17 protein-coding genes and 1 pseudogene are annotated in these 20314 nt (G+C 71.8%); 10 read left to right on the top strand and 8 right to left on the bottom strand.

All coding sequences use genetic code 11. The features are described 5' to 3' along the window. Nucleotides 1–17: 17 nt before the first annotated feature. The 3 genes from ACFYZ8_RS27140 to ACFYZ8_RS27130 are packed head-to-tail and all read left to right on the top strand — an operon-like array spanning nt 18 to nt 2798. Nucleotides 18–509: a flavin reductase family protein gene (locus ACFYZ8_RS27140; protein ID WP_359036174.1), complete on the top strand. Its 492-nt coding sequence runs from the start codon at nt 18–20 to the stop codon at nt 507–509. 31 nt (nt 510–540) lie between these two features. After that, entirely contained in the window at nt 541–1524 is a 984-nt protein-coding gene (locus tag ACFYZ8_RS27135) for an LLM class flavin-dependent oxidoreductase (protein ID WP_359036172.1), read from the top strand. Between the two features lie 50 nt (nt 1525–1574). After that, complete coding sequence (locus tag ACFYZ8_RS27130; protein WP_388533658.1) at nt 1575–2798, top strand: styrene monooxygenase/indole monooxygenase family protein; 1224 nt, start codon at nt 1575–1577, stop codon at nt 2796–2798. A gap of 12 nt (nt 2799–2810) precedes the next feature. Here the strand turns inward: ACFYZ8_RS27130 and ACFYZ8_RS27125 are convergent, their stop codons facing one another. Further along, nucleotides 2811–3440, bottom strand: a complete 630-nt coding sequence (locus ACFYZ8_RS27125) for a TetR/AcrR family transcriptional regulator (protein ID WP_359036168.1) — start codon at nt 3438–3440, stop codon at nt 2811–2813. Between the two features lie 145 nt (nt 3441–3585). On the opposite strand from ACFYZ8_RS27125, the gene ACFYZ8_RS27120 reads away from it, so the two are divergent. Continuing rightward, complete coding sequence (locus ACFYZ8_RS27120; protein ID WP_388533661.1) at nt 3586–5067, top strand: MFS transporter; 1482 nt, start codon at nt 3586–3588, stop codon at nt 5065–5067. 102 nt (nt 5068–5169) lie between these two features. Here ACFYZ8_RS27120 and ACFYZ8_RS27115 read toward each other — a convergent pair whose 3' ends face one another. From ACFYZ8_RS27115 to ACFYZ8_RS27100, 4 genes are all read right to left on the bottom strand, one after another. Then, nucleotides 5170–5982, bottom strand: a complete 813-nt coding sequence (locus ACFYZ8_RS27115; protein WP_359036164.1) for a class II aldolase/adducin family protein — start codon at nt 5980–5982, stop codon at nt 5170–5172. 43 nt (nt 5983–6025) lie between these two features. After that, nucleotides 6026–7534, bottom strand: a complete 1509-nt coding sequence (locus ACFYZ8_RS27110) for an FAD/NAD(P)-binding protein (protein WP_388533663.1) — start codon at nt 7532–7534, stop codon at nt 6026–6028. A gap of 203 nt (nt 7535–7737) precedes the next feature. Further along, nucleotides 7738–8730: a helix-turn-helix domain-containing protein gene (locus tag ACFYZ8_RS27105; protein WP_359036160.1), complete on the bottom strand. Its 993-nt coding sequence runs from the start codon at nt 8728–8730 to the stop codon at nt 7738–7740. Nucleotides 8731–9089: 359 nt separating this feature from the next. Next, nucleotides 9090–9752, bottom strand: a complete 663-nt coding sequence (locus ACFYZ8_RS27100; protein ID WP_359036158.1) for an SDR family NAD(P)-dependent oxidoreductase — start codon at nt 9750–9752, stop codon at nt 9090–9092. A 203-nt stretch (nt 9753–9955) separates the two neighbouring features. On the opposite strand from ACFYZ8_RS27100, the gene ACFYZ8_RS27095 reads away from it, so the two are divergent. Beyond that, a complete protein-coding gene (locus ACFYZ8_RS27095) occupies nt 9956–10495 on the top strand; it encodes a hypothetical protein (protein WP_388533668.1) in 540 nt (179 codons plus the stop codon). A gap of 37 nt (nt 10496–10532) precedes the next feature. On the opposite strand, the gene ACFYZ8_RS27090 is transcribed toward ACFYZ8_RS27095, so the two are convergent. Continuing rightward, nucleotides 10533–14309, bottom strand: coding sequence for a hypothetical protein (locus tag ACFYZ8_RS27090; RefSeq protein WP_388533671.1), 3777 nt, complete (start codon nt 14307–14309; stop codon nt 10533–10535). Nucleotides 14310–14393: 84 nt separating this feature from the next. Next, a complete protein-coding gene (locus ACFYZ8_RS27085) occupies nt 14394–15329 on the bottom strand; it encodes a hypothetical protein (RefSeq protein WP_388533673.1) in 936 nt (311 codons plus the stop codon). A 216-nt stretch (nt 15330–15545) separates the two neighbouring features. On the opposite strand from ACFYZ8_RS27085, the gene ACFYZ8_RS27080 reads away from it, so the two are divergent. The 4 genes and pseudogenes from ACFYZ8_RS27080 to ACFYZ8_RS27065 all read left to right on the top strand — a co-directional run. Further along, nucleotides 15546–16697 carry an ABC transporter substrate-binding protein gene (locus ACFYZ8_RS27080; protein ID WP_359036150.1) on the top strand — a complete coding sequence of 384 codons (1152 nt, stop codon included), beginning with the start codon at nt 15546–15548 and terminating at the stop codon, nt 16695–16697. A 93-nt stretch (nt 16698–16790) separates the two neighbouring features. Next, the gene (locus ACFYZ8_RS27075; RefSeq protein WP_388533675.1) at nt 16791–17984 is read left to right on the top strand and encodes a sensor histidine kinase; all 1194 of its coding nucleotides are present in this window, start codon (nt 16791–16793) and stop codon (nt 17982–17984) included. Further along, nucleotides 17981–18643 (top strand): response regulator, encoded by a 663-nt coding sequence (locus tag ACFYZ8_RS27070; protein ID WP_388533677.1) that lies wholly within the window; start codon nt 17981–17983, stop codon nt 18641–18643. The genes ACFYZ8_RS27075 and ACFYZ8_RS27070 overlap by 4 nt, the downstream gene beginning before the upstream one ends. Nucleotides 18644–19022: 379 nt before the next feature. Beyond that, nucleotides 19023–19127: pseudogene (locus ACFYZ8_RS27065) on the top strand (DUF5670 family protein); the annotation flags it as partial. 37 nt (nt 19128–19164) lie between these two features. On the opposite strand, the gene ACFYZ8_RS27060 reads toward ACFYZ8_RS27065, so the two are convergent. Further along, the gene (locus tag ACFYZ8_RS27060; protein WP_388533680.1) at nt 19165–19656 is read right to left on the bottom strand and encodes a hemerythrin domain-containing protein; all 492 of its coding nucleotides are present in this window, start codon (nt 19654–19656) and stop codon (nt 19165–19167) included. 324 nt (nt 19657–19980) lie between these two features. Here ACFYZ8_RS27060 and ACFYZ8_RS27055 point away from each other — a divergent pair, with 324 nt between their 5' ends. Beyond that, nucleotides 19981–20301 carry a hypothetical protein gene (locus tag ACFYZ8_RS27055; RefSeq protein WP_359036140.1) on the top strand — a complete coding sequence of 107 codons (321 nt, stop codon included), beginning with the start codon at nt 19981–19983 and terminating at the stop codon, nt 20299–20301. Nucleotides 20302–20314 lie beyond the last annotated feature (13 nt).

The following is a 20314-nucleotide window of genomic DNA, read 5'->3' as shown; positions in this document are numbered from 1 at the left end:
CGAACGAGAGGCCTGGCATGTCCCTGGACCTGAGCGCGACGATGCGTACGTTCGCCACCGGAATCTGCGTGGTGACCACGTTCGCACAGGAGGAGGGCCACCGTCGGCACGACGCGGTGGCCGTGCGTTCCTTCACCTCCGCCTCCCTGGAACCACCGCTGGTCTCCCTGGCCGTACGACGAGACTGCGACGTCCTCGGCACGCTGCTCGCGACCGGCCTGTGGGCGGTGTCGATCCTCGACGTGGCCGGCGTCGACCTCGCCCAGGCCCTGGACGGCGGCCCGGAGGACCGGGCCAGGGCCCTGCTGACCTGCACGGCAACGCCCGGACCGCGCACCGGGGCGCTGGTGCTGGACGCGCCGGGCTGGCTGGAGTGCGCCCTGCACGACCGGCACGACACCGGTGACCACACCGTGCTCATCGGAGAGGTGCTGGCCACCGGCGGCCGGCACCGACGGCCCCCGCTGGTCTCCGTGAACGGTCGCTTGCGCGCCCTCTCGGAGGCATGACGATGACCTGCCCCAACTCCCAGGAGGAACAGTGAAATTCGGGATCTGGCTCGACTTCCGCAACCCGGCGCGCTGGCGGCAGCCCTGGGCCGACGTGTACGAGGAGACGCTGACTCTGGCGACCGACGCCGAGGACCTGGGGTTCGAGTCCGTCTGGCTCTCCGAGCACCATCTCACCGACGACGGCTATCTGCCCTCCCTCTTCCCCGCGCTGGCGGCCATAGCCACCCGCACCCGACGCGTTCGGCTCGGCACCGCCATGCTGCTGGCGAGCCTCGTCCACCCCCTGCGCCTCGCCGAGGACGCGGCCGTCACCGACCTGCTCTCCGGTGGCCGGCTGGAGCTGGGCCTCGCTCCCGGCTACCGGGAGAAGGAGTTCGAGGCGCTCGGCGTCGAGCGGGCCCAGCGCGGGCGCCGGACCGAGGAGACGGTGGAGATCCTGCACCGGGCCTGGACCGGGGAGCCGTTCTCCTACGCCGGCGAGCACTTCACCGTGGACGACGTCGTCGTCACCCCCGTGCCCGAGCGCCGGCCGCCGGTGTGGATCGGCGGGGGAGGCGAGGCCGCCGCCCGCCGGGCCGGCCGCCATGGGCTGCGCTTCCTGCCCGACCTCGGCACCCCGCCGGAGGTGCTCGACCTCTACCGGCGGACCCTCGCCGAGAACGGCCACGACCCGGCGCGGTTCGGGGTGACGGCGATCGTCACCCCGGGCGTCTATGTGTGCGAGGACGCCGAGGAGGGCTGGCAGGAGGTGCGGGAGCACTACTGGTACCTGCTGAACAAGTTCCAGGAGTGGTTCGGCAACCCGGGCCTGCCGTCCGTGGACGACCTGCCGCGCGAGCTGTTCCTCGTCGGCCCGCCCGATGTCGTCGCCGAAGGGCTGCGTGACCGGATCAAGCCGCTGGGCGACGTCGAACGGGTCATCTTCTTCGGCCGCGCCCCCGGTCTGCCCGCCGACCGGGCCCGCCGTTCGCTGCGGCTGTTCGCCGAGCACGTCCTCCCGCAGTTCGGTTGAGGCGCCCCCTGCCTGCCACCCCCTCGCACGCCCGATCACGAAGGAGCACCATGCCAGACATCGCCATCGTCGGAGCAGGCATCTCCGGTCTGCACCTGGCCCTGCGGCTGCAGCAGGCCGGGGTGACCACGACGCTCTACGCGGAGCGCAGCGCCGAGGAGGTCGCCGCGGGCCGCCCCCTCAGCCTCCCGGTCCGCTTCGGCCGCACCCGGCAGCGGGAGCGCGAACTGGGCGTCTCGCACTGGGACGGAGCGGAGAACGACACCCAGGGCGTGAACCTCGTGGGACCCGCGGGCTCGGGCATCGGCTTCTACGGCGCTCTCGACGCGCCCGCGAGCGGTGTCGATCTGCGCTTCTACCTGCCCCGCCTGACCGCCGACTACCTGGAGCGGGGCGGCCGGGTCGAGGTGCTGCGGCCGGAGGCGGCCGAGATCGACCGGGTCTCGCGCGACCACGACCTGGTGGTGGTGGCGAGCGGGCGCACCGCGGCCACCGGACTGTTCCCGCGCGACCCGGACCGCTCGCCCTACAGCACGCCCCAACGTGTCCTGACCGCCGGGCTGTTCCACGGCATCGCGCCCACGGATCCGGGCTGGATCCACTTCCAGGTCACCGAGGCGGGGGAGATCTTCTCCACCAGGATCCTCACCGCGGACGGGCCCGCGCACGGCATGGTCGTGGAGGCCCTGCCCGGCGGCCCGCTGGAGCAACTCGCCTCCTACGACCACGCGGCGGACCCGGCCGGCTTCGAGAAGACCCTGCTGGGGCTGGTCGCGGACCACGCGCCCGAGCTGCGGGAGCGGATCACGGACGGCGAGTTCGCGATCCGCCGTCCCGGTGACGTGATCCAGGGCGGCCTCACCCCGACGGTCCGGCAGAGCTGGACCACGCTGCCGTCGGGGCGGGTGGCGCTGGCTCTCGGGGACGCCTGGGTGGTCAACGACCCGCTGACCGGGCAGGGCGCGAACCTCGGCTCGGCCTGCGCCTTCGAGCTGGCCCAACTGATCGTGGCCGGCGGGCCGTTCGACGCGGACTTCGCCGCACGGGCGGCGGAGGCGCTGTGGCGGATCGCGGAACCGGTCGTCGCCTGGTCCAACCTCAACATCGGGCCGCCGCCCGAGCATCTGGGCCAGATCTTCGCCGCCGCCACCGCCGACCCCCGGGTCGCCGACGCCTTCGTCACCAACTTCAACCACCCGGCGGCGATGTGGCAGGCCATCGAGTCGCCCGAGGCCACCCGGTCGTGGCTGGAGAAGGTCACGACGGCCGGCTGACCACCGGGCCCCTCAGCTCGCGGACACGGCGCCGACGAGGGGGCCGGAGGGGGTGTTCCACACTGCCATCGCCATGTCCACCAGGCCGTGCAGCTGGGCGCGGTCCGCCCCGTCGCGGGCCTGGAGGGACAGGCCGTTGAGGAAGGTGGTGTAGAAGGCGGCGATCCGGTCCGTGTCCGTGTCCGCGGCCAGCTCCCCGGTGCGCACCGCGGTGTCCAGGCGGGCCTGGATGGTGGTCTTGGTGCGGGCACGGCAGCGCAGCGCGAAGTCCCGGACGGACTCGTGGTCGGCGGTGTAGTTGGTGGCGGCGAGCACGATCATGCAGCCACGCGGTTTGCCCTCGGTGGTGAACCGGTCGACGCTCTCGTGCAGCAGCGCCGCGACGGCCTCGCGTGCCGTCGGTGCCTGGTCCATGGCCTGCCGGGAGGCCTCCGCCTCGGTGCGCTCGTAGAGCCCGATGGCCTCCCGGAACAGCTGTTCCTTGTTCGTGAACGCGGCATACAGACTCGGCGGGTTGATGCCCATGGCCGCAGTCAGGTCGGTGGTCGAGGTGGTCGCGTAACCACGTTCCCAGAAGACCAGCATGGCCGTGTGCAAAGCCGCGTCACGGTCGAAGGCGCGGGGGCGTCCGGTGCGGGCCACATGACCTCCTTGACGGCGCATCGGCCGCTCGATAGCTTCTTATGTATAGGTTAGTACATAAGTCGCCTTGGCCGCTGTCCCCTGGGGCGGCAAACGGGCGGCCGCTTTGTCCTGCCCTCCAACTCTACGCAAGGAGACCGGTTTCATGACTATCGCGGACGACGCCCCGGTGGACGGCGCGTCACCCGTCAAGGGCGGCGCGGAAGCGGCCGTACGGTGGGGGCCGCGGGAATGGTTAATGCTCGTGGTGGTGTGCGGCGCGTTCTCCCTCGACGCGCTGGACAACATCATGGTCGGCATCGCCACCCCCCAGATCAAGGACGAGTTCGACATGAGCACGTCCGCCGCACAGTGGGTGGTGAGCGCCTACGTCCTCGGCTTCGGCGGCTTCCTGCTGCTCGGCGGCCGGATGTCCGACCTGCTCGGCAAGCGGCGGGTCTTCCTCGCCGGCCTCACCGTCCTCGCTGTCGGCTCACTCGCCGGGGGACTGGCCACCAGCGGGTTCATGGTGATCGCCGGCCGACTGGTGATGGGCATCGGCGCCGCACTGACCGCGCCCTCCGCACTGTCGATCATCGTCGGCAACTTCCCCGAGGGCCCGCAGCGCAACCGGGCCGTCGGCATCTACACCGCCTGCGGTGCCGTCGGGTACTCCATCGGCGTGGTGGTCGGTGGCGCCCTCACCGAGGCCAGCTGGCGCTGGACGTTCATGCTCTCCGTGCCGGTCGCCCTCGCGGCCCTGATCGGGGCCCTGCTCCTGGTCCCCAAGGACCCCGCGCACGACGGCACCGAGCGCCACTACGACGCGGCCGGCGCGGTCACCGTCACCGCCGCCATGCTGCTGCTGGTCTACGGCATCGTGCAGGCACCCGCCAAGGGCTGGACCTCCGGCGCCACCCTCGGTGTTCTCGCCGTCGCGGCGCTGCTGCTCGCCGCCTTCACGGTCATCGAGTCACGCGCCCCGCAGCCGCTGCTGCGCCTCGGTCTGCTGCGCAACAAGTCGCTGGTGGGCGCCAGCCTGATCGCCGCGGCGATCCTCGGCACCTACATGAGCTACCAGTTCATCGGCAGCCTCTACCTCCAGTCCTACCGGGGCTGGTCCCCGCTGGAGATGGCCTTCGCCTTCCTGCCGATCGGTCTGATGATCCTCACTTTCGCACCGCGCGCCGGGAACTGGCTCGGTCGCACCGGCCTGCGCTGGCCGGTCTTCGGCGGCATGGCCGCGTACGCCGTCGCCTTCCTGCTCTTCCTGCGCGTCGGCGAGGACTCCTCGTACTGGTGGATGGTCCTGCCGAGCATGCTGCTCATCGGCATCGGCTTCCCGTTCGCCTTCACCGCCGCCAACGTGCAGGCCACCTCCGGGGTCGACGAGTCCGAGCAGGGGCTCGCCGCGGGCATCCTGCAGACCGGGTACCAGGTGGGCGCCGCGGTGGTGCTCGCCGTGGTCACCGTGCGCATGGGCGACGAGGACACCGCCGAGCCCGCCCGGATGCTGTCCGGGTACCACCAGGGCACCTGGGTGATCGTCGTCATCGCGGCGCTCTCGGCGCTCTCCGTACCCCTCGCCGCCCTCGCCGCCCGGCGGCGCGCCGGACAGGCGGAGCCGGCCGCACGGTCCCTGGGCTGACGGACGTCGAGCCCGGTCGGCGGGGCTCGGCACATGAACGAGGCCGCTCCCCGGAAAGGGGAGCGGCCTCGTTGCCCGGCAGAGCCGCCCCGGGCTCCGCCCTCACTCCTCCAGCAGGTCGGGCTGCTCGTGGACGATCTCGTCCCACAGCAACTGGAAGCTGAACCAGCCCAGGTGCCGGTCCCCGAAGCCGTCGCGCGCCGCCAGCGCCTGCTCGTGGCTCATGGGCCGCACCCGGCCGGCCGCCGCCGCCAGCAACTGCACCTGGGCGGCGGCCTCGTAGGTGAAGAACCAGTGCACCGCCTCGTCGACCGATCCGCCGACGGTGATCAGCCCGTGGTGGCGCAGCAGGATCGCCCGTTTGTCGCCCAGCCGGGCGGCGATGTCCTCTCCCTGGGCCAGGCTGATGGACGGGCCCTCGTAGTCGCCGTAGAGGACCTGGTCCTGGTAGAAGGCGGCGGATTCCTGGTCGAGCGGCTCCAGAAGCCGGCCGAGGGCGCCGAGGGCACGCGAGTACGGCGTGTGGCCGTGCGCCGCGGCGGTGGCGCCGGGGTGGGCGCGGTGGATGGCGGAGTGGATCACGAAGGCACTGGGGTTGACCCGGTGGTGTCCGTCGACCACCCGGCCCTCGGCGTCCACCAGAATCAGGTCGCGCACCTTCACACGGCTGAAGGAGACGCCGAACGGGTTCACCCAGAACCGGTCCTCGTGCTCGGGATCGCGCACCGATATGTGCCCCGAGACGCCCTCCCCGTAGCCGTACTTGCCGAACAGCCGCAGGGCGGCGGTCAGGCGCTGCTTGCGATGCCTGCGGCTGTCCTCCACGGAGTCGAAGACGGGCTCCGTGGGCAGTGGCAGCCCGGTGTGCGTGTCCGCGAGATAGGCGGCCGGTTCCCGCGTCGCGATGTCGGTCATGCGGTGGCTCCTCGGTCGTAGGTCGTCCGGCGGTCGTTCGGTCTCATACGGCCTGGACGGAGTCCGCGGCTTCGACGGCGCTGTGCGCCGCCTCCCGGTGGATGGCCTCGGCGATGTCGACCGCCCGGTCCACCAGTGAGGGGACTCCGAAGGTGAAGAAGAGCGAGCCGGAAGCGAGATCGCCCAGCGCGTGGATCCGCCGGTCGGTCTCCTCTCCCGTCCGCAGCCCACTCGTGGCCCGGTCGACCTGGACTCCGCCGCGCGGGTGCCGCACGGCCAGCCCCCGCCCGGTGAGCGCGGCCACCAGGGCCTCGGCCGCGTGCGGAACGCGATGCCCGGGCGGGCTCACGGCGTTGACGACGACATCGGCGTGGCGAACACCGCTGTCGCCGTGGACCTCGAAGCCCGTACCGGGACCGGCGGTGACCCGCCGCACCCCGCGCACGACCTCCAGCAGTCCCCGGTCGGCCCGCTCCAGCAGGGTGGCCGCGCTGGCCGGCGGCATGGGGCAGCACAGGCTCATGATGGTCCGGTAGTGCTCGCGCAGCAGCTCCGACTTCTCGTGCTCGGCCAGCAGCGGCCAGACGTCGGGTCCGGTGTCCGGGACCGCCCGCTGGAGGATGCGCAGTCCCGGGTCGGCGTCGGCCACCAGGCCGAGTTGGCGGCGCAGCCGGGCGACGGGATCCTCGGTGGTGCCCGAGACGATCTCCCGGGCGATCGCATCGGTACGGGACCCGGCAGCCGCCAGCTCGGTCCGCATCAGGGCCGCGGCGTCCGCGAGGGTGAGCAGCTCGCCGCGCGCGGCCATCGCCCGGAAGTGCGCCGCGGTGAAGTACCGCAGCGTGTGCTCCACGGGACGTTGTCGGACACTGGGCAGGACCCCGCGCCGAGAGGCCAGCAGGATCTGGCCGCGATGTCCGGCCGCGGTCAGCGCCAGGACGACGTCCACCGCGGTCAGCCCGCTGCCCAGCACCACGACCCGCTCCCGGTCACCGATGCCGGCCAGCCGCCGCACCACCGGATAGGGGTCCGCGACGAACCCCGGCCGGCCGGAGAGCCGGTGCGGGTCGGCCGGTTCTCCGGTGCCGACGCACAGCACGACGTGGTCGAGGCCGTACGTCCCTCGGTCGGCGGTGTGCGCGACGAGGGTGCCGTCCTCGCGGACCAGGTCGACGACGCCCTCGCGGACCAGCGCGATACGGCTGCCCAGGGCTGCGAGCCGGGTCAGCGCGCCACGGGCGCACTGTTCGAGGTAGTCGCCGTACAGGGCACGTGGCGGGAAGGCGATCCCCGACCGGGCGTCGACGTAGTCGGCGCGCGGGCCCAGGATCACGTCCCGTGCGGCCAGCCAGCGTGCGAAATGCCCTGGGTCGCCGGCGCGCACGGTCATGTCCTCGGGCGGGGCGTTGACCCGCAGCGTCGCCGCGTCGGGCTGATAGGCGCGCCCGCGCCACAGATGCGGAGACGGATCGAACACAACCACGGATTCCGGGCCTTCGTCACGCCGGCTCAGCGCGTCGAGCAGGCACACCGCGGAGGCACCGCCTCCCACTATCCCGATTCTCCTCGGAAAAACCATACGACCAACCCCCGTTCAATGTCGCTGACAATTCCCGTTCTACTTCTGTTCTTGAACGGCAGGGAAATGCCGCATCACGGACCCTTCAGCTCGGGAAATCAGACTTCAGTCTCCTGGCCTGGCGCAGCCCGCTGTGGCGTGAACACGCATGCGGCATAGCGGATTTGCGCAGTGCGCTACTCGGGACCGCGCAGACACTGCCTGCGCCACTCACGGGGCGTCACCCCGTAGCGCTCGCGGAAGAGTTTGCTGAAGTGCGAGGCGCTGTCCAGTCCCCAGCGTTCCGCGATGTTGGCCACGGTCAGATGGGCCGTACGCGGATCGGACAGGTCGTCCCTGCAGCGCCGCAGCCGCTCGTTGCGGATCCACAGCGCGGGGCTGGTGTCCTCGCTCTGGAAGAGCAACTGGAGATAGCGCAGGGAGATGTTGTGGCTCCTGGCCAGGTGGCGGGGGGTCAGCTCGGGGCTGCCGAGGCGGGCGCGGGCGAAGGTCTTGATCCGGTGCAGCAGGGCCCGCCGCATCATCAAGGGCTCCTGGTCCGCGCCGCCGAGCTTCTCCGAGCACACGGCGCCGACCAGGCTGGCGACGCTGCTGCCCAGCTGGTCCGCGACCGCCGGATCGAGCTCGGCCATGTGGCTCGCCGCGCTGCGCAGCAGATCGGCGAGGAGCACGCTGGCCCCTTTGCTCCCGCACCAGGTGGCTGCCCGCAGCGGGTGTTCGAGGCCCGCCCGGAGGTCGACGAGGTGGTGGTCGAACTTCACGCTGACCATGTGGATCGGCCGCCGCATCGACAGCGTGAAGGGTCGCGAGCTGTCGTAGGAGAAAAGGTTGCCCTCTCGGGCGAGGGCCGTGGTCCCGTCCTGGCTGACCCGGACCTCGCCGTCCAGAACGCACGTGAGGTGGAGCGGGGTGCTCGTGGCTCTGCTGACCAGCAGTTCGGTGCGTTCCACGGCATGCGGTCCAGCCTGGATCCTGGCGAGCTGGACGGCGCCGAAGCCGCCGGTGACGATGGCTCCCTGGAAGGTGCCGGGCTCAGTCCGGTAGACCCGCAGCGGCCCGCAGGCATCGCTGACGAGATTTCCCCATACGTTGAAACCGCAGCGCAGGTTCGTCTCCTGTGTGCGCAGTACACGCACCGGCCCGCACCTGTCGACCAGCGCAGCGCTCATGAACGGTGCCCCGCCGCCCCGGGGCTGGGTAAGAAAACGCCCTGTCTTTCGCGGGACATGAAAGTCCCCTCCCCCAATTGAATGCGCGAGTCGTGAAACAGTGCGTTTCATTCTGCGGCGATGCCCATGGCGCAGTGCCAGTACGGTTCGCGCCATGATTCAACGGACAAGTGTTTACGCTCCGTACTGGCTTGCGGGTCCGGCGGTGGTCCTCCTGCGCGCTGCGTAGTTCACAAACAATTCATCAGGGGCCCCAGGGAAACGAAACACGCAGTGTGCCCGAGGGCGCCCGTCGCCGTGCCGCCCGAGACCGGAAAGACGGTCTTGACCTCACCGGCCGACCGGTGTGTACAGGGCTCCTACGGAGCGGCCACACCGCCGTGCACGACCTCGTGCTCCCAGGCGCCGCGCGGCTGGACGTGCAGCCGCCAGTAGTGCTCGGCGATGTCGTCGGGATCGTAGGCGGTACCGGGAGCGACCGCGCCGGGCACCGTCACCGAGGCGACGTGGACACCTGCCGGACCGTACTCCGCGTCGAGCAGTCCGACCAGAGTCCGGACACCGAACTTGCCGAGCCCCAGGCTGACGTAACCCGGGTCGATCCGGGGCATCCCGCCGGTGACCAGGATCGTGCCATGTCCTCGTGCGGCCATGCCCGGGGCCACGTGCGCGGCGGTGCTCAGGGCGCCGACGACGTTGACGGCCCAGGCCTCCAGCTGTCCTCGGGCGCCGAGTTCGCCCGGGGCGTCGCGGCGGATCAGCGCGGCGTTGTAGACAGCCACGTCGACCGGCCCGAGCTCTGCCTCGACGGTGTCGAGCGCTGCCCGCAGCGAGTCCTCGTCGGTGCTGTCGGCGGTGAGGGCGAGAACCTTCCGGCCGTCCCGCCCGATGTCCGCGGCCACCCGGGACACGGTCTCCGGGCTGCGCGCGATCACGGCGACGGAGAACCCCTCCCGCGCGAACCGGTCGGCCACGGACTTGCCGATCCCCGGACCCGCTCCGACGACCACTGCTGTCGACACGTCAACTCCCTTGGTTCTGCGGATGATTACTGCCGGAGAGTACGTCATGGGACCATCGCTCGGCCTCGTCGGCGCCGGGACCGGCGAGCGGGCCGACGAACGCGGCGTGGAAGAGCCGTCCGGTCGCCATGGGATCGGTGAAGGTGATCCTCCGCCACGGGTACACCCTCCAGGAGCCCGCCGGCCGGTGAAAGGGGCGCCCCATGACGACCATCGCGGTGACCGGGCACATCGACCTCACGGCGAACACCTCCGCCCTGGTGCGCACCGCCCTGGACGAACTCCTGCGGCCCTACGCCGCCGACGGGGAACTGGTCGGGGTGTCCTGTCTCGCCAGGGGCGCCGACTCTCTCTTCGCGGAGGCCGTGCTCGCCGTCGGCGGCCGTCTGGCCGTCGTCATCCCCTCCCGGGACTACCGGCGTACCCGGGTGCGGCCCGACCACGCGCCCGTGTTCGACCGCCTGGTCGAGGCCGCGCACGACATCGTCGTCCTGCCGATCGAGACAGGCGGCCGACGGGCGTACGAGGCGGCGAACAACGTCCTCGTGGAACGCGCCGACCGGCTCGTCGCCGTCTGGGACGGCACTCCGCCCACCGGCAGAGGCGGCGGCACCGCCGACACCGTGCTCGAAGCCCGGGCGGCGGGCGTCCCCGTCGACGTCGTGTGGCCCGACGGGGCCGAGCGCACTCGCCGGGAGCACCACGAGGGCGCCGCCGGCCGGTGCGCAGGTCCGGGTTCCTGATGGTCTTCCATGACCGACAGCGCAGACGGGGGAGTCCTCACCCCTTGCCCGGACACAGGTCCCGGTACGGCGCGTCCGGAATGTACGTATGCCACTCGGCCGCTGTCAGCGTCGTGCCCGTGTGGGCGCAGATCCAGGTCGCGGCGTAAGCAGGGGTCACCCGGTAACGCTGGACGGGGGAGTGGAGGCTGGCGGCGTAGAGCGAGGTGCCGTCCGCCGTGAAGGCGAGGGAGGTGATGGCCTCGCCGGGTGTGGTGAGGCCGCTGCCGAGGGGCTGCCGGTTCGCGGTGTCCCAGAGCTGGAGGTTTCCGGAGTCTCCCGCGACGGCGAGGGTGGCGCCGTCGGGGCTGAAGGCGAGCGCGGCCACGGCTTCCGGGGCGCCGCTGCCGACGGGGGCCGGGAAGGTGTTGGGCAGGACGCCGAGCCGGTGGCCGAGGCTGCCGTCCCACAAGGCGACCCGGCCGGACGCGTCACCGACCGCGACCCGGGAGCCGTCCGCGCTGAACGCCACCGCCTCCGTCTCCTGCCCGAGCCCCAGGGTCCGGGACGTGCTGCGGCCGGAGGGCGGGGTCGCCATCCGGTCGCCGCCGACGAGCAGGCCCCCGTCGGGGCGCAGGGCGAGGGCCGTGGCGTCGATGTTCCCGAGGTCGGCGGTTCTGCGGTGGTGCGCGATGTCCCAGACCTCGGCGTCCGTCGTGCCGGCGACGGTGTCGCGGACGGCCACGAGGAGACGTCCGCCGGGGCCCAGGGCGACCTGCTCGACGGCGGCGGACAGGGGGGAGTCGGCCGCGAGGTCCAGCGTCGTCCGTACGCGGGCGCGGCGGACGTCCCAGAGCGTCAGCGGCTGTGCCGAGACGCCGCGGTCCGGCGCGGAGACGCCGTAGGCGAGGGTGGTGCCGTCCGGGCCGAACGTCATCATCGGCTGGGCGTCCGCGGCCGTCACCGGCCCGGCGCTGTCGGCGGGCACGGGGAGTGCCGCCGTGGGGAGGGTGCGCAGGGTACGGCCGGTGGCGGGGTCGAGGAGCCGGAAGACGTAGCCCCCGGGCCGCTGTTCGGCGGTGGCGAGCGTACGGCCGTCGGGGCTGAGCAGCGCGTCGGCCAGTGCCGTCCCCCGCCAGGCCGCGGTGACGGCCGGACCCAGGTCGAGGGTGTGGACCGTGCCGCCTTCGAGGTAGCGCAGTGCGGATCCGTGCGGGTCCCAGGCGAGGTCGCCGCGTATGCGGCGGCCGTCGAGGGAGTGGCGGAAGACGGGTGCGCCCGGCGCGGACAGGCGCCATACGGTGAGCTGTGCCGGTCCGGCCGCGGCGAGGAAGGCGCCGTCGGCGCTGAACGCGACGGACTCGGAGGCCGGTGCGTCGAACACGGCGGTCTTCCGGCCGGACGCGATGTCCCAGACCCGGATGTCCGCGCCGGAGACCACCGCGAGCCGGTGGCCGGCGGAGTCGAAGACGAGACGGGAGTTGTCGTCGCCGCAGCTGCCCGCCCCCGTCTGCTTCGTCCAGCCACCGGACAGCGTACGGCCGTTGGAGAGGTCGTGGATCCGGACGGCGCCGCGGGTGGGGCAGACGGCGACCAGGCGGCCGTCCGCCGTGGTGGCCACGTTCGTCTCGGATCCCGCCGTCGCCCGGAACAGCAGGCGGCCGCCCGCGAGGGCGCGCAGCTCGACGCGCGGTTCGTTGACGGAGCTGAGCAGGTAGTCGTCGGCGGCGGCGTCGAAGGTGGCGATCACCGCGTCGGAGGCGATCGCCGCACCAGGGTCGATCTCCGCACCCGCGTCGACCGCCGTGCTTCCGGTCCACCGGCCGGTGGCCAGGTTCCACAGCCGTACGCCCGCATCGCTGTCGAGGGCCAGGACCTTGCCGTCGCGGCTCACCGCCTCGATGCGCAGACTGTCGACGGGCAGCCGACCGGAGGCGATCGCCCGGTGCGTGACGGTGTCCCAGGTGTGCCAGGAGCGGCCGCCGACGCTCAGCAGGACCTGTCCCGAGCGGACGAGGAACCGTTCGGTGCTGCCGCCGCCCGGCCCGGGATCCGTGAACGCGTCGCGCTCGGGCTGGGCCGGAGCGGCGAGCAGTGCCGCCCGGCTCTCGGGGAGCTCGGCGATCCGCCAGGCGGCCAGACCCAGCAGCATGGCGGTGCGGGGATCGGTGGTGCGCATGCTGTCGGCCACCTCGGCGACCCGCTGGGCGGCCGCGGCCCGGGCGTCCCGCAGCTCGGTGTCGTGCTGCTGCCAGGCGACCAGCCCGATCACCAGCGCGAGTGCGAGCAGCGCGGCGGCGGCGGTGATCAGCCGCCGGGTTCTTCGCCGGGTACGGTTCACCGCGTGCCGCTCGTCGTCGCGGGCCCGCAGGGCGGCGGTCAGGAAGGCGCGTTCGGAAGAGGTGAGGACGGGACGCCATCCGGTGTCCGGCGTCCCGAACAGCTCCACCGCCCGCTCCAGCCGCACTCCCCGGTACAGCGCCCCGCCGTCCCGCCCGAGATCCAGCCACGCCCGTACGTCCTCGCCGAGTCGCCGATGGGCGATCAGCCGCCCCCGGTTCTCGTCGATCCACCGGCCGAGCCGCGGCCAGCCGGTGATGAGCGCCTCGTGGGCGAGTTCGACGGAGTCGCCGTCGAGGGCGAGCAGCCGGGCGGCGGCCAGCCGCTCGACGACCGCGGGAAGTGCGGGATCGTCCCAGTCGTCCAGTTCCGCGCGGGTGACCGAGCGCCGGGTGTCGGGTGCGCCCTCGCCGGGCGTGATCAGCCGCAGCAGCAGTTTCTGCGCGATGTCCGCCTCGCCGGCCGACAGCGCTCCGTAGGCGTGTTCAGCGGTCGCGGCGATCGCGCCCTGGACCCCGCCGGCCGCCTCGTACGCGGCGAGGGTGAGGATGCGGCCGCGCCGGCGCCGCCAGGTCTCCAGCAGGGCGTGCGAGAGCATGGGCAGCGCGCCGGGCCGGTCCATGACCTCCTCGACGATCCGGGCGGTCAGCTCGCGTTCGACGATGAACCCGGCGACGGCCGCGGGCCCGGTGACCGCCTCCCGCAGCTCGGTGGCGGACATCGGCCCGATGAGCAGCCCGCAGTGGCGCAGCGCGTCGACGAGCCCGGGGTGGTCGGCGCACTGCCCGTAGAAGTCGGCCCGCATGGCGATCACCACGTGCAGCCGGGAGTCCGGCTCCCTGGCCGCCAGCAGCAGGTCGATGAACCGGGTGCGCTCGGCGCGGTCCCGGCAGAGCGTGAAGACCTCCTCGAACTGGTCGACGATCAACCAGCTGTCGGGAGCGCCGTCCCCGGGTGTCAGCAGGTGGCCGTAGGTGGCCGCGGGCCGCTCACCGGGCGTGAGGATCCGGACGACCGCGGGGCGCCCGCGCTCCCCGGCGGCCTCCTGGAGGGCGGGGATCAGCCCCGCCCGCAGCAGCGACGACTTGCCGCTGCCGGACGCGCCGAACACGGCGGCGAACCGGTGCTCGCACACGAGGCCGAGCAACTCGGCGACGAGCCGCTCACGCCCGAAGAAGAGTTTGCGGTCCCCGGGTTCGAACCGGGCGAGTCCGCGGTACGGCGAGGTGGCGTCTCCGCCGGACCCGGTGGCAGCCGCCTCCTGCGTCTCCGCCGCCTCCTCGGCGGCCGCGCCGCGGCGCGCTTCCCATACGTCGGGGTCCCCGTCGCACGCCTCCACGTAGGCGCGGACCACCGCGGCCGAGGGCAGCCGCTCACCCGCGGCGGCGCGCGAGAGCGCGGACACCGACAGGCCCGTACGGTGGGCCATCGCGCGGTACGAGGGACTGCCCGCCTTCTGCCGCAGCAGGCGCAGTTCATGGGCGAACAGCTGCACCGGACCGGCGCTCGGATCGACCGGACGTTCTGGACGACCCAATGGAACTCCCAGGAAAACCCCTCAAACACAATCTTGGCCGAACTATGACCGACCGGGCGAGGCGACGACAATGCCCGGCCCGGTGACGTTGGTCACCGGGCCGGGCACGAAGCCGCGGGGGCCTATGCGTGCTCGTACACCGAGATGTGGCTCTTCCAGTTGAAGACCGTGTCCGGGATATAGGTGCCGCCGGGGGGGAGTGATCAGGAACTGGTCGTCGCAGCCGGTGTTGGTCAGGCACCTGCTGCCCTGGCCGATCAGGTAGCCGATGGCGCCGTCCCCGTTGATGTGCGGGGTCTCGGCGACGTCCCAGTTGTAGTACGGGCTGTTGTAGTTGCCCGAGTACAGGTCGTCGTGCACGGCACGGCCGGAGGCGAGGGAGGGGATGCGGAACCGCACCCCGTCGGCGATCGGCCGGCCGCGCTTCTCGGCGATGACCGGCTCGATGGAACCGCCGCCGTTGTAGGCGACCGGCAGCGTGGCCCGGATGCCCCTGCCGACGTAGGACTCGTCCAGCTTGTCGAGGCCTGAGAAGGTCACTTCCGGTTCAGGTAGCCGTCGGTCAGGTACTGGAAGGCCGGCGCGCCGACGAACCCGCCGACGAGGGACGCGAACCGCACGCCCCACTCGCAGCCGACCGGACCGGTGAGCGAGCAGATCAGTGTGGAGCCGAGGATGGTGATGACCGCGTCCGCGGGCCTCCTTCTTCTTGGAGGCGAGGACCGCCACCTGGTGCGTGGTGAGCGCGTACGAGGTGATGGAGACCGTGGTCGTGGAGGAGCCGGAGTCGTAGGCCGCGCTCTGGACGACGGGCCCGTTCGCCACCGGCCGTACCTGTGCGCGGTGGGCGGCCTCGACCGCGTCGACCGTCCCGTCGCAGAGCTGCGTGACCGAGGTGGACGTCTTCCTGTCCGCGTCGGACAGGCGGCTGCCGAAGGAGGCGTCGAGAAGGGTGGTGGCCAGGGCGGTGACGAGCACCGTGACGAGGAGTGTGCGTGTTCAATCCCCCCTTCCGAGGCGGCAACAACTCGGTGACCTGGGGACGAAACACCCTGCCGTGTCCATCGAAGGGTTGAATCCGGTCCCGGCGTTCGGGCGACGCGCAAGAGGGCCACGTCGCGCAAGACTTGCCGAGCCGTCGAGCCCGAGTCGCCGACGACATCACAGGTCGGACACGAGGAGAGGATCCCCACCATGCCCACGGACTTCAGCAGGCGCCGGCTGCTCGCCGCAGGCGCGGGTGCAGGCGTGGCGCTCGCCGGTGCCGCGGCCGGCCAGGCGTCTGCCGCACCGGGCGCCCGAAGCTCCGGGGCCGCTGCCCTGCCGGGTGTGCGAGAGGAGCGGCGCTCGCTGGAAGAGCTGTACGAGGCCGCCGTGGCCGAGGGCGGCAAGCTCGTCCTCTACCAGGGCGGCGACGTCGACAGCCAGGCCGCAGCCGTCCGGACCGCCTGGGCGGCCGCCTTCCCCAAGGTCGACCTGACGGTCGCCGTCGACTACAGCAAGTACCACGACGTCCGCGTCGACAACCAGCTCGCGACCGGCACCCTGGTCCCCGACGTCGTCCAGCTGCAGACCCTTCAGGACTTCACCCGCTGGAAGCGCCAGGGCAAGCTGCTCCCCTACAAGCCCGCCGGCTTCTCCGAGGTGCACCAGGGCTTCAAGGACCCCGACGGCGCGTGGACGGCGCTGATGGTCATCGCCTTCAGCTTCATGTACGACATCCAGGCCGCCGGCGCGAACGCCCCCAAAACCCCGGCCGACCTGGTCGACGCCCGCTGGAAGAACGCCATCGCGTCCTCCTACCCGCACGACGACGACGCGGTCCTCTACCTCTACTCCCTCTACCAGCGCACTTACGGATGGGACTGGGTAGCCGCCTTCGCGGCCCAGCAGCCGCAGTTCGCACGCGGCACCAACTCTCCCGGCGCCGCGGTCAACGGCAAGCAGAAGATCATCGGCGTCGGTGGCGGCGGCGGCGCGGCCTCCGCCTCGACAACGGTGAAGTGGGTGCTCCCTGACGAGGCCCCCTTCATGGCCTGGGGGCAGCGCGCGGCCATCCTGAAGCAGGCCGCGCATCCGGCAGCGGCCAAGCTCTACATGAACTGGCAGCTGTCCGAGGCGCGTCAGAAGGCAGCCTTCAACGGCTGGTCGGTCCGTGAGGACATCACCCCGAACGCGAGCCTCAAGCCCGTGTGGGACTTCCCGAACGCCAACATCGACGGCTTCCCGGCGTTCATGGAGGACCGTGCCGGGATCGAACGGCTGAAGCAGACCTTCGCCCTGTACTTCGGCGAGGTCAAGGGCGACCCGTCGCCTGGGTGGCTGGGCCTGCACCCGGGGCGGTGACCGCGGCACAGGGTGCTTTACCCGGGACACACAGGGCGCGTTCTACACTTCTGGCTTCGTTGTCGACTGCGTCCCCCGCCGCAGGGAGCCCGTGTGTCCCTCTCCACCCCCCTCGCACGCCGTCGGCTGTCCCCGGCCGTGCGGCACCTGCCCCACCTCGTCTTTCTGCTTCCGGTCGCGGGCACTCTCGTGCGGCTCGTCGAGCTGAACAGCCAGGTGTGCTGGAAGGTCGCACCGGCAGTCACCGCCCTCGGCCTGCTCTACATCGCCGGACCGGCCCGCTGGGACCGGTTCGGCGTGGCGGGACGGCCGGTCTGGCTGTGGACACTGGTGCTGCTGTGGACCTGGACGGCCTGGCAGATTCCGGTACCACTGGCCTTCGCCTACACCTGGCTCGCCGTCCCACTCGCGGTGCTCGCGCTGCGGATGCCCGGGCGCGGGGTGACAGGTGTGACGCTCGGCGCGATCACGGCCGGGCTGCTCGCCACGCTGGTACGCATCGGCGGCGCCGATCTCGACGTGGTGGCGCCGCCGCTCGCCGCGCTGGGCGCCACGGTCGTCCTGTACCGCTCCCAGCAGCGCCTGAACAGTCAACTGGCCGCTACTCGCGGCGAGTTGGCGAGGCGTCAGCGCGATGCCGGGCGACTGGCCGAGCGGACCCGGATCGCCCGTGACCTGCACGACACCCTCGCGCAGGAACTCGCGGGCAGCCGCATGCTCCTTCAAGCCGCCGAACGGGACTGGGCACGCAACCCCGACGCCGCCCTGCGCCGGGTGCGTGCCGTCTCCCAGGCCCTCGGCGCGCACCTGGAAGAGACCCGCTGCATCATCAGCGACCTCACACCGCCCGCACTGGAGCGGGACGACCTGGAAACCGCCCTGCGCGGCCTGTGCGCCGGCACTCAGCCCTCCACCACGGCACCGCGCACCGCGTTCCGCACCGAAGGAAAGCCGCACCTCCTGCCTACCGAACGGGCCGTGACGCTGCTGCGGGTGGCCCAGGGCCTCCTCGCCAACGCCCGCGAACACGCCCGGGCGACCCAGGTCCAGGTCACCCTCACCTACGAGGACGGCGGGGCGGCCGTCGAAGTCCACGACGACGGACGGGGCTTCGACCAGCGCACCACCCAACCCGCCGGTCCGGACCGGGGGTTCGGACTGGCCGCCGCCCGCGAACGGCTGAACGCCCTGGGAGGCACGCTCACCGTCGACAGCGCCCCGGGCCACGGCACCCGCGTGCGAGCCGTGCTGCCCGCGGCCGACCGCGTCCTGGCCGGCACACCGTGACCGAGCAGGCGCTGCGGATCCTGATCGTCGATGACCACACGGTCGTACGGGCCGGTCTGCGCGCCCTGCTGGAGGGCGAGCCCGGCCTCACGGTGATCGCCGAGGCCGGCGACGGCACGGAGGCCGTACGCCTGGCCCAGCAACTGCGGCCCGATGTGGTGCTCATGGACCTGCGTCTGTCGGACGCCGCCACCCCGGCCGACGGCCACGGCGGCATCGAGGCCACTCGCCGCATCACCGCCACCGTGCCGGGGGCCAACGTCGTCGTGCTGACCAGTTACAGCGGTCGTGGCGACGTCGTGCGCGCCGTGGAAGCGGGCGCCAGGGGCTACATCCTCAAGGCCGGTCCGCCCGAGGAGTTGTTTCGTGCCGTGCGCGCGGCGGCAGCCGGCGGTATGGGCCTGGCCCCCGAGGCGGCGGCCCGCCTCGTCCACCGGGCTCCCGACCCGGCACCGGCGCTCAGCGAACGGGAGACCGAGGTCGTGCGACTGCTCGCTCAGGGACTCAGCAACCGGGCGATCGCCAACTCCCTGTTCCTGACCGAGGCGACGGTCAAGACCCACCTGGTCCGGATCTACCGCAAGCTCGGCACCGAGAACCGGGCCGGCACGGTCAGTGAGGCCGTCCGGCTCGGGCTGCTCGAACTCGACGCGGGCTGACCGGCGGCAGCGCTCTTGGCGGGGTGCACGCCGGGTGGTGCTGCGGTGAGCCCCGCGGGAGCCGGTTGTTCCGCCGGGGCCACGGGCATAGCCGGCGCATGGCGAGACCGGAGGACGACGAACAGCGGCGACAGGCGGATGCGGGGCTGTGGGAGCACCACCTGCACACCGACACCATGGTCTTCCAGCGCGGCAACCTGTTCCTCGTCGCGCAGTCCTTGCCGGCGGTGGCCTGCAGCACCACCGCCGCATCGGTCACCACACATGCGGCAGCACGCGTGATGGCGGGCTTCGGTCTGGCGCTGACCGCCGTCTGGGCCTCCGGTACCACCGCTGTCTGCTCATCGTCACGTAGGGATAAATCGTTTGTGTGTTTCTTGCACTGTGGTGGATCGCCGTCATCGTGCTCGTCGTCTGGCTGCTCGGCTTCGTCATGCGCTCCGCGGACACGGGTGGCCGCAAGGGACGCTGGTATCGCTGGTAACCCGCCAAGCACCAGCATGCCTGTGGGCCCCGGATGCTCAGGAGCCGACGATGCGGCGCACGTTGTCGACGGCACCGCAGCCTGCCTTGAGCTGTCGCTCGCGCTCTTCCAGGAACGCCTGGCCCAGCTCCTCACGGCGCTCCATGGCCACATTCTCGCGCGCCCCGTTGAGGATGGTGCGCTCCTCCTCGTCGGCGTGGTGCGTGACGGCCTGCACGAGTTCTTCCAGCTTCTCGTCCCACTCCTGCGAGCCGACCTCATCGACTTTCAGGAGTTCCAGGAGTGCCTTGTTGCCCTCCTCGTGCTCCTCCTCGCCGTGTTCGACCTCGTCGTCGTCGATTTTCTTGTAGCGCTTGAGGGCGGGGTAGACCTTCGCCTCTTCCGCCAGGGCGTGCGCGATCAGCAGGTCGGAGAATTCGCGAAGGGCGGCAGCCCGGTCCGCTTCGACGCTGCGCATCAGGCGAAAGAGATCCTCCATCCTTCGGTGGTCCTGGAGAATGAGTTCAACCACGTCTCGTGTGTGCGCCATGGGAGCAGGAATCACTTTCGTGCGGGGACCTTGCAGGACTCCAGCTACCCCGTCCTGCGGTTTTCAGCAGGGGTACGGCGGCGTCCCCCTCTCGGATGCCGCGCGCACCGAACGGATCAGCGACTGGCCCTGATCCGAGGACCGCACGAGGCCGATGTCAGTGCCGTACTGAACAATGCGCAGAAAGCGAGATCAAGATCGCCCGCACCGGGTAGGTGATCGTGCGTCCCCGCGGCAGAAAGGCCACCGTTGATGCAGTCCACGTCCGGCACCCAGGGAGGTCTGACGACGCTCCTGCCCTTTCGCAGTCGACCCTCCACGCCGGTGGGTTCCACGGCCGCCGAGGTGCTGCGCGTCATGTCCGATCCCCGCACCCCCGTCTTCCTGACGGTGCACGCCGACGGCCGCCGCAGGTACAGCTACTGGCAGCCGTTCGACCCGGACACCGGCAGGGGAAGCTGCTACGTTGCCCTGCCCACCGCCGACTGCGACGCGTTGTACTCCTCCGCGAGGATCAGCCTCGGCGAGCCCGTGGTCGATCCGGCCAGGACGACCTACCGCGTCCGGCCCGTCCGTACCCCAGCCGCTCCGGTGCCCCGCGTACGTCCGGTGCGCACCGTGCCCCAGCGAGCGCGCGTGGCCTGACCTGGTGCATCGT

The sequence above is a fragment of the Streptomyces sp. NPDC001668 genome (genome assembly GCF_042893155.1).
Classification (GTDB): domain Bacteria; phylum Actinomycetota; class Actinomycetes; order Streptomycetales; family Streptomycetaceae; genus Streptomyces.
This window is presented reverse-complemented; position numbering and strand designations above follow the sequence as displayed.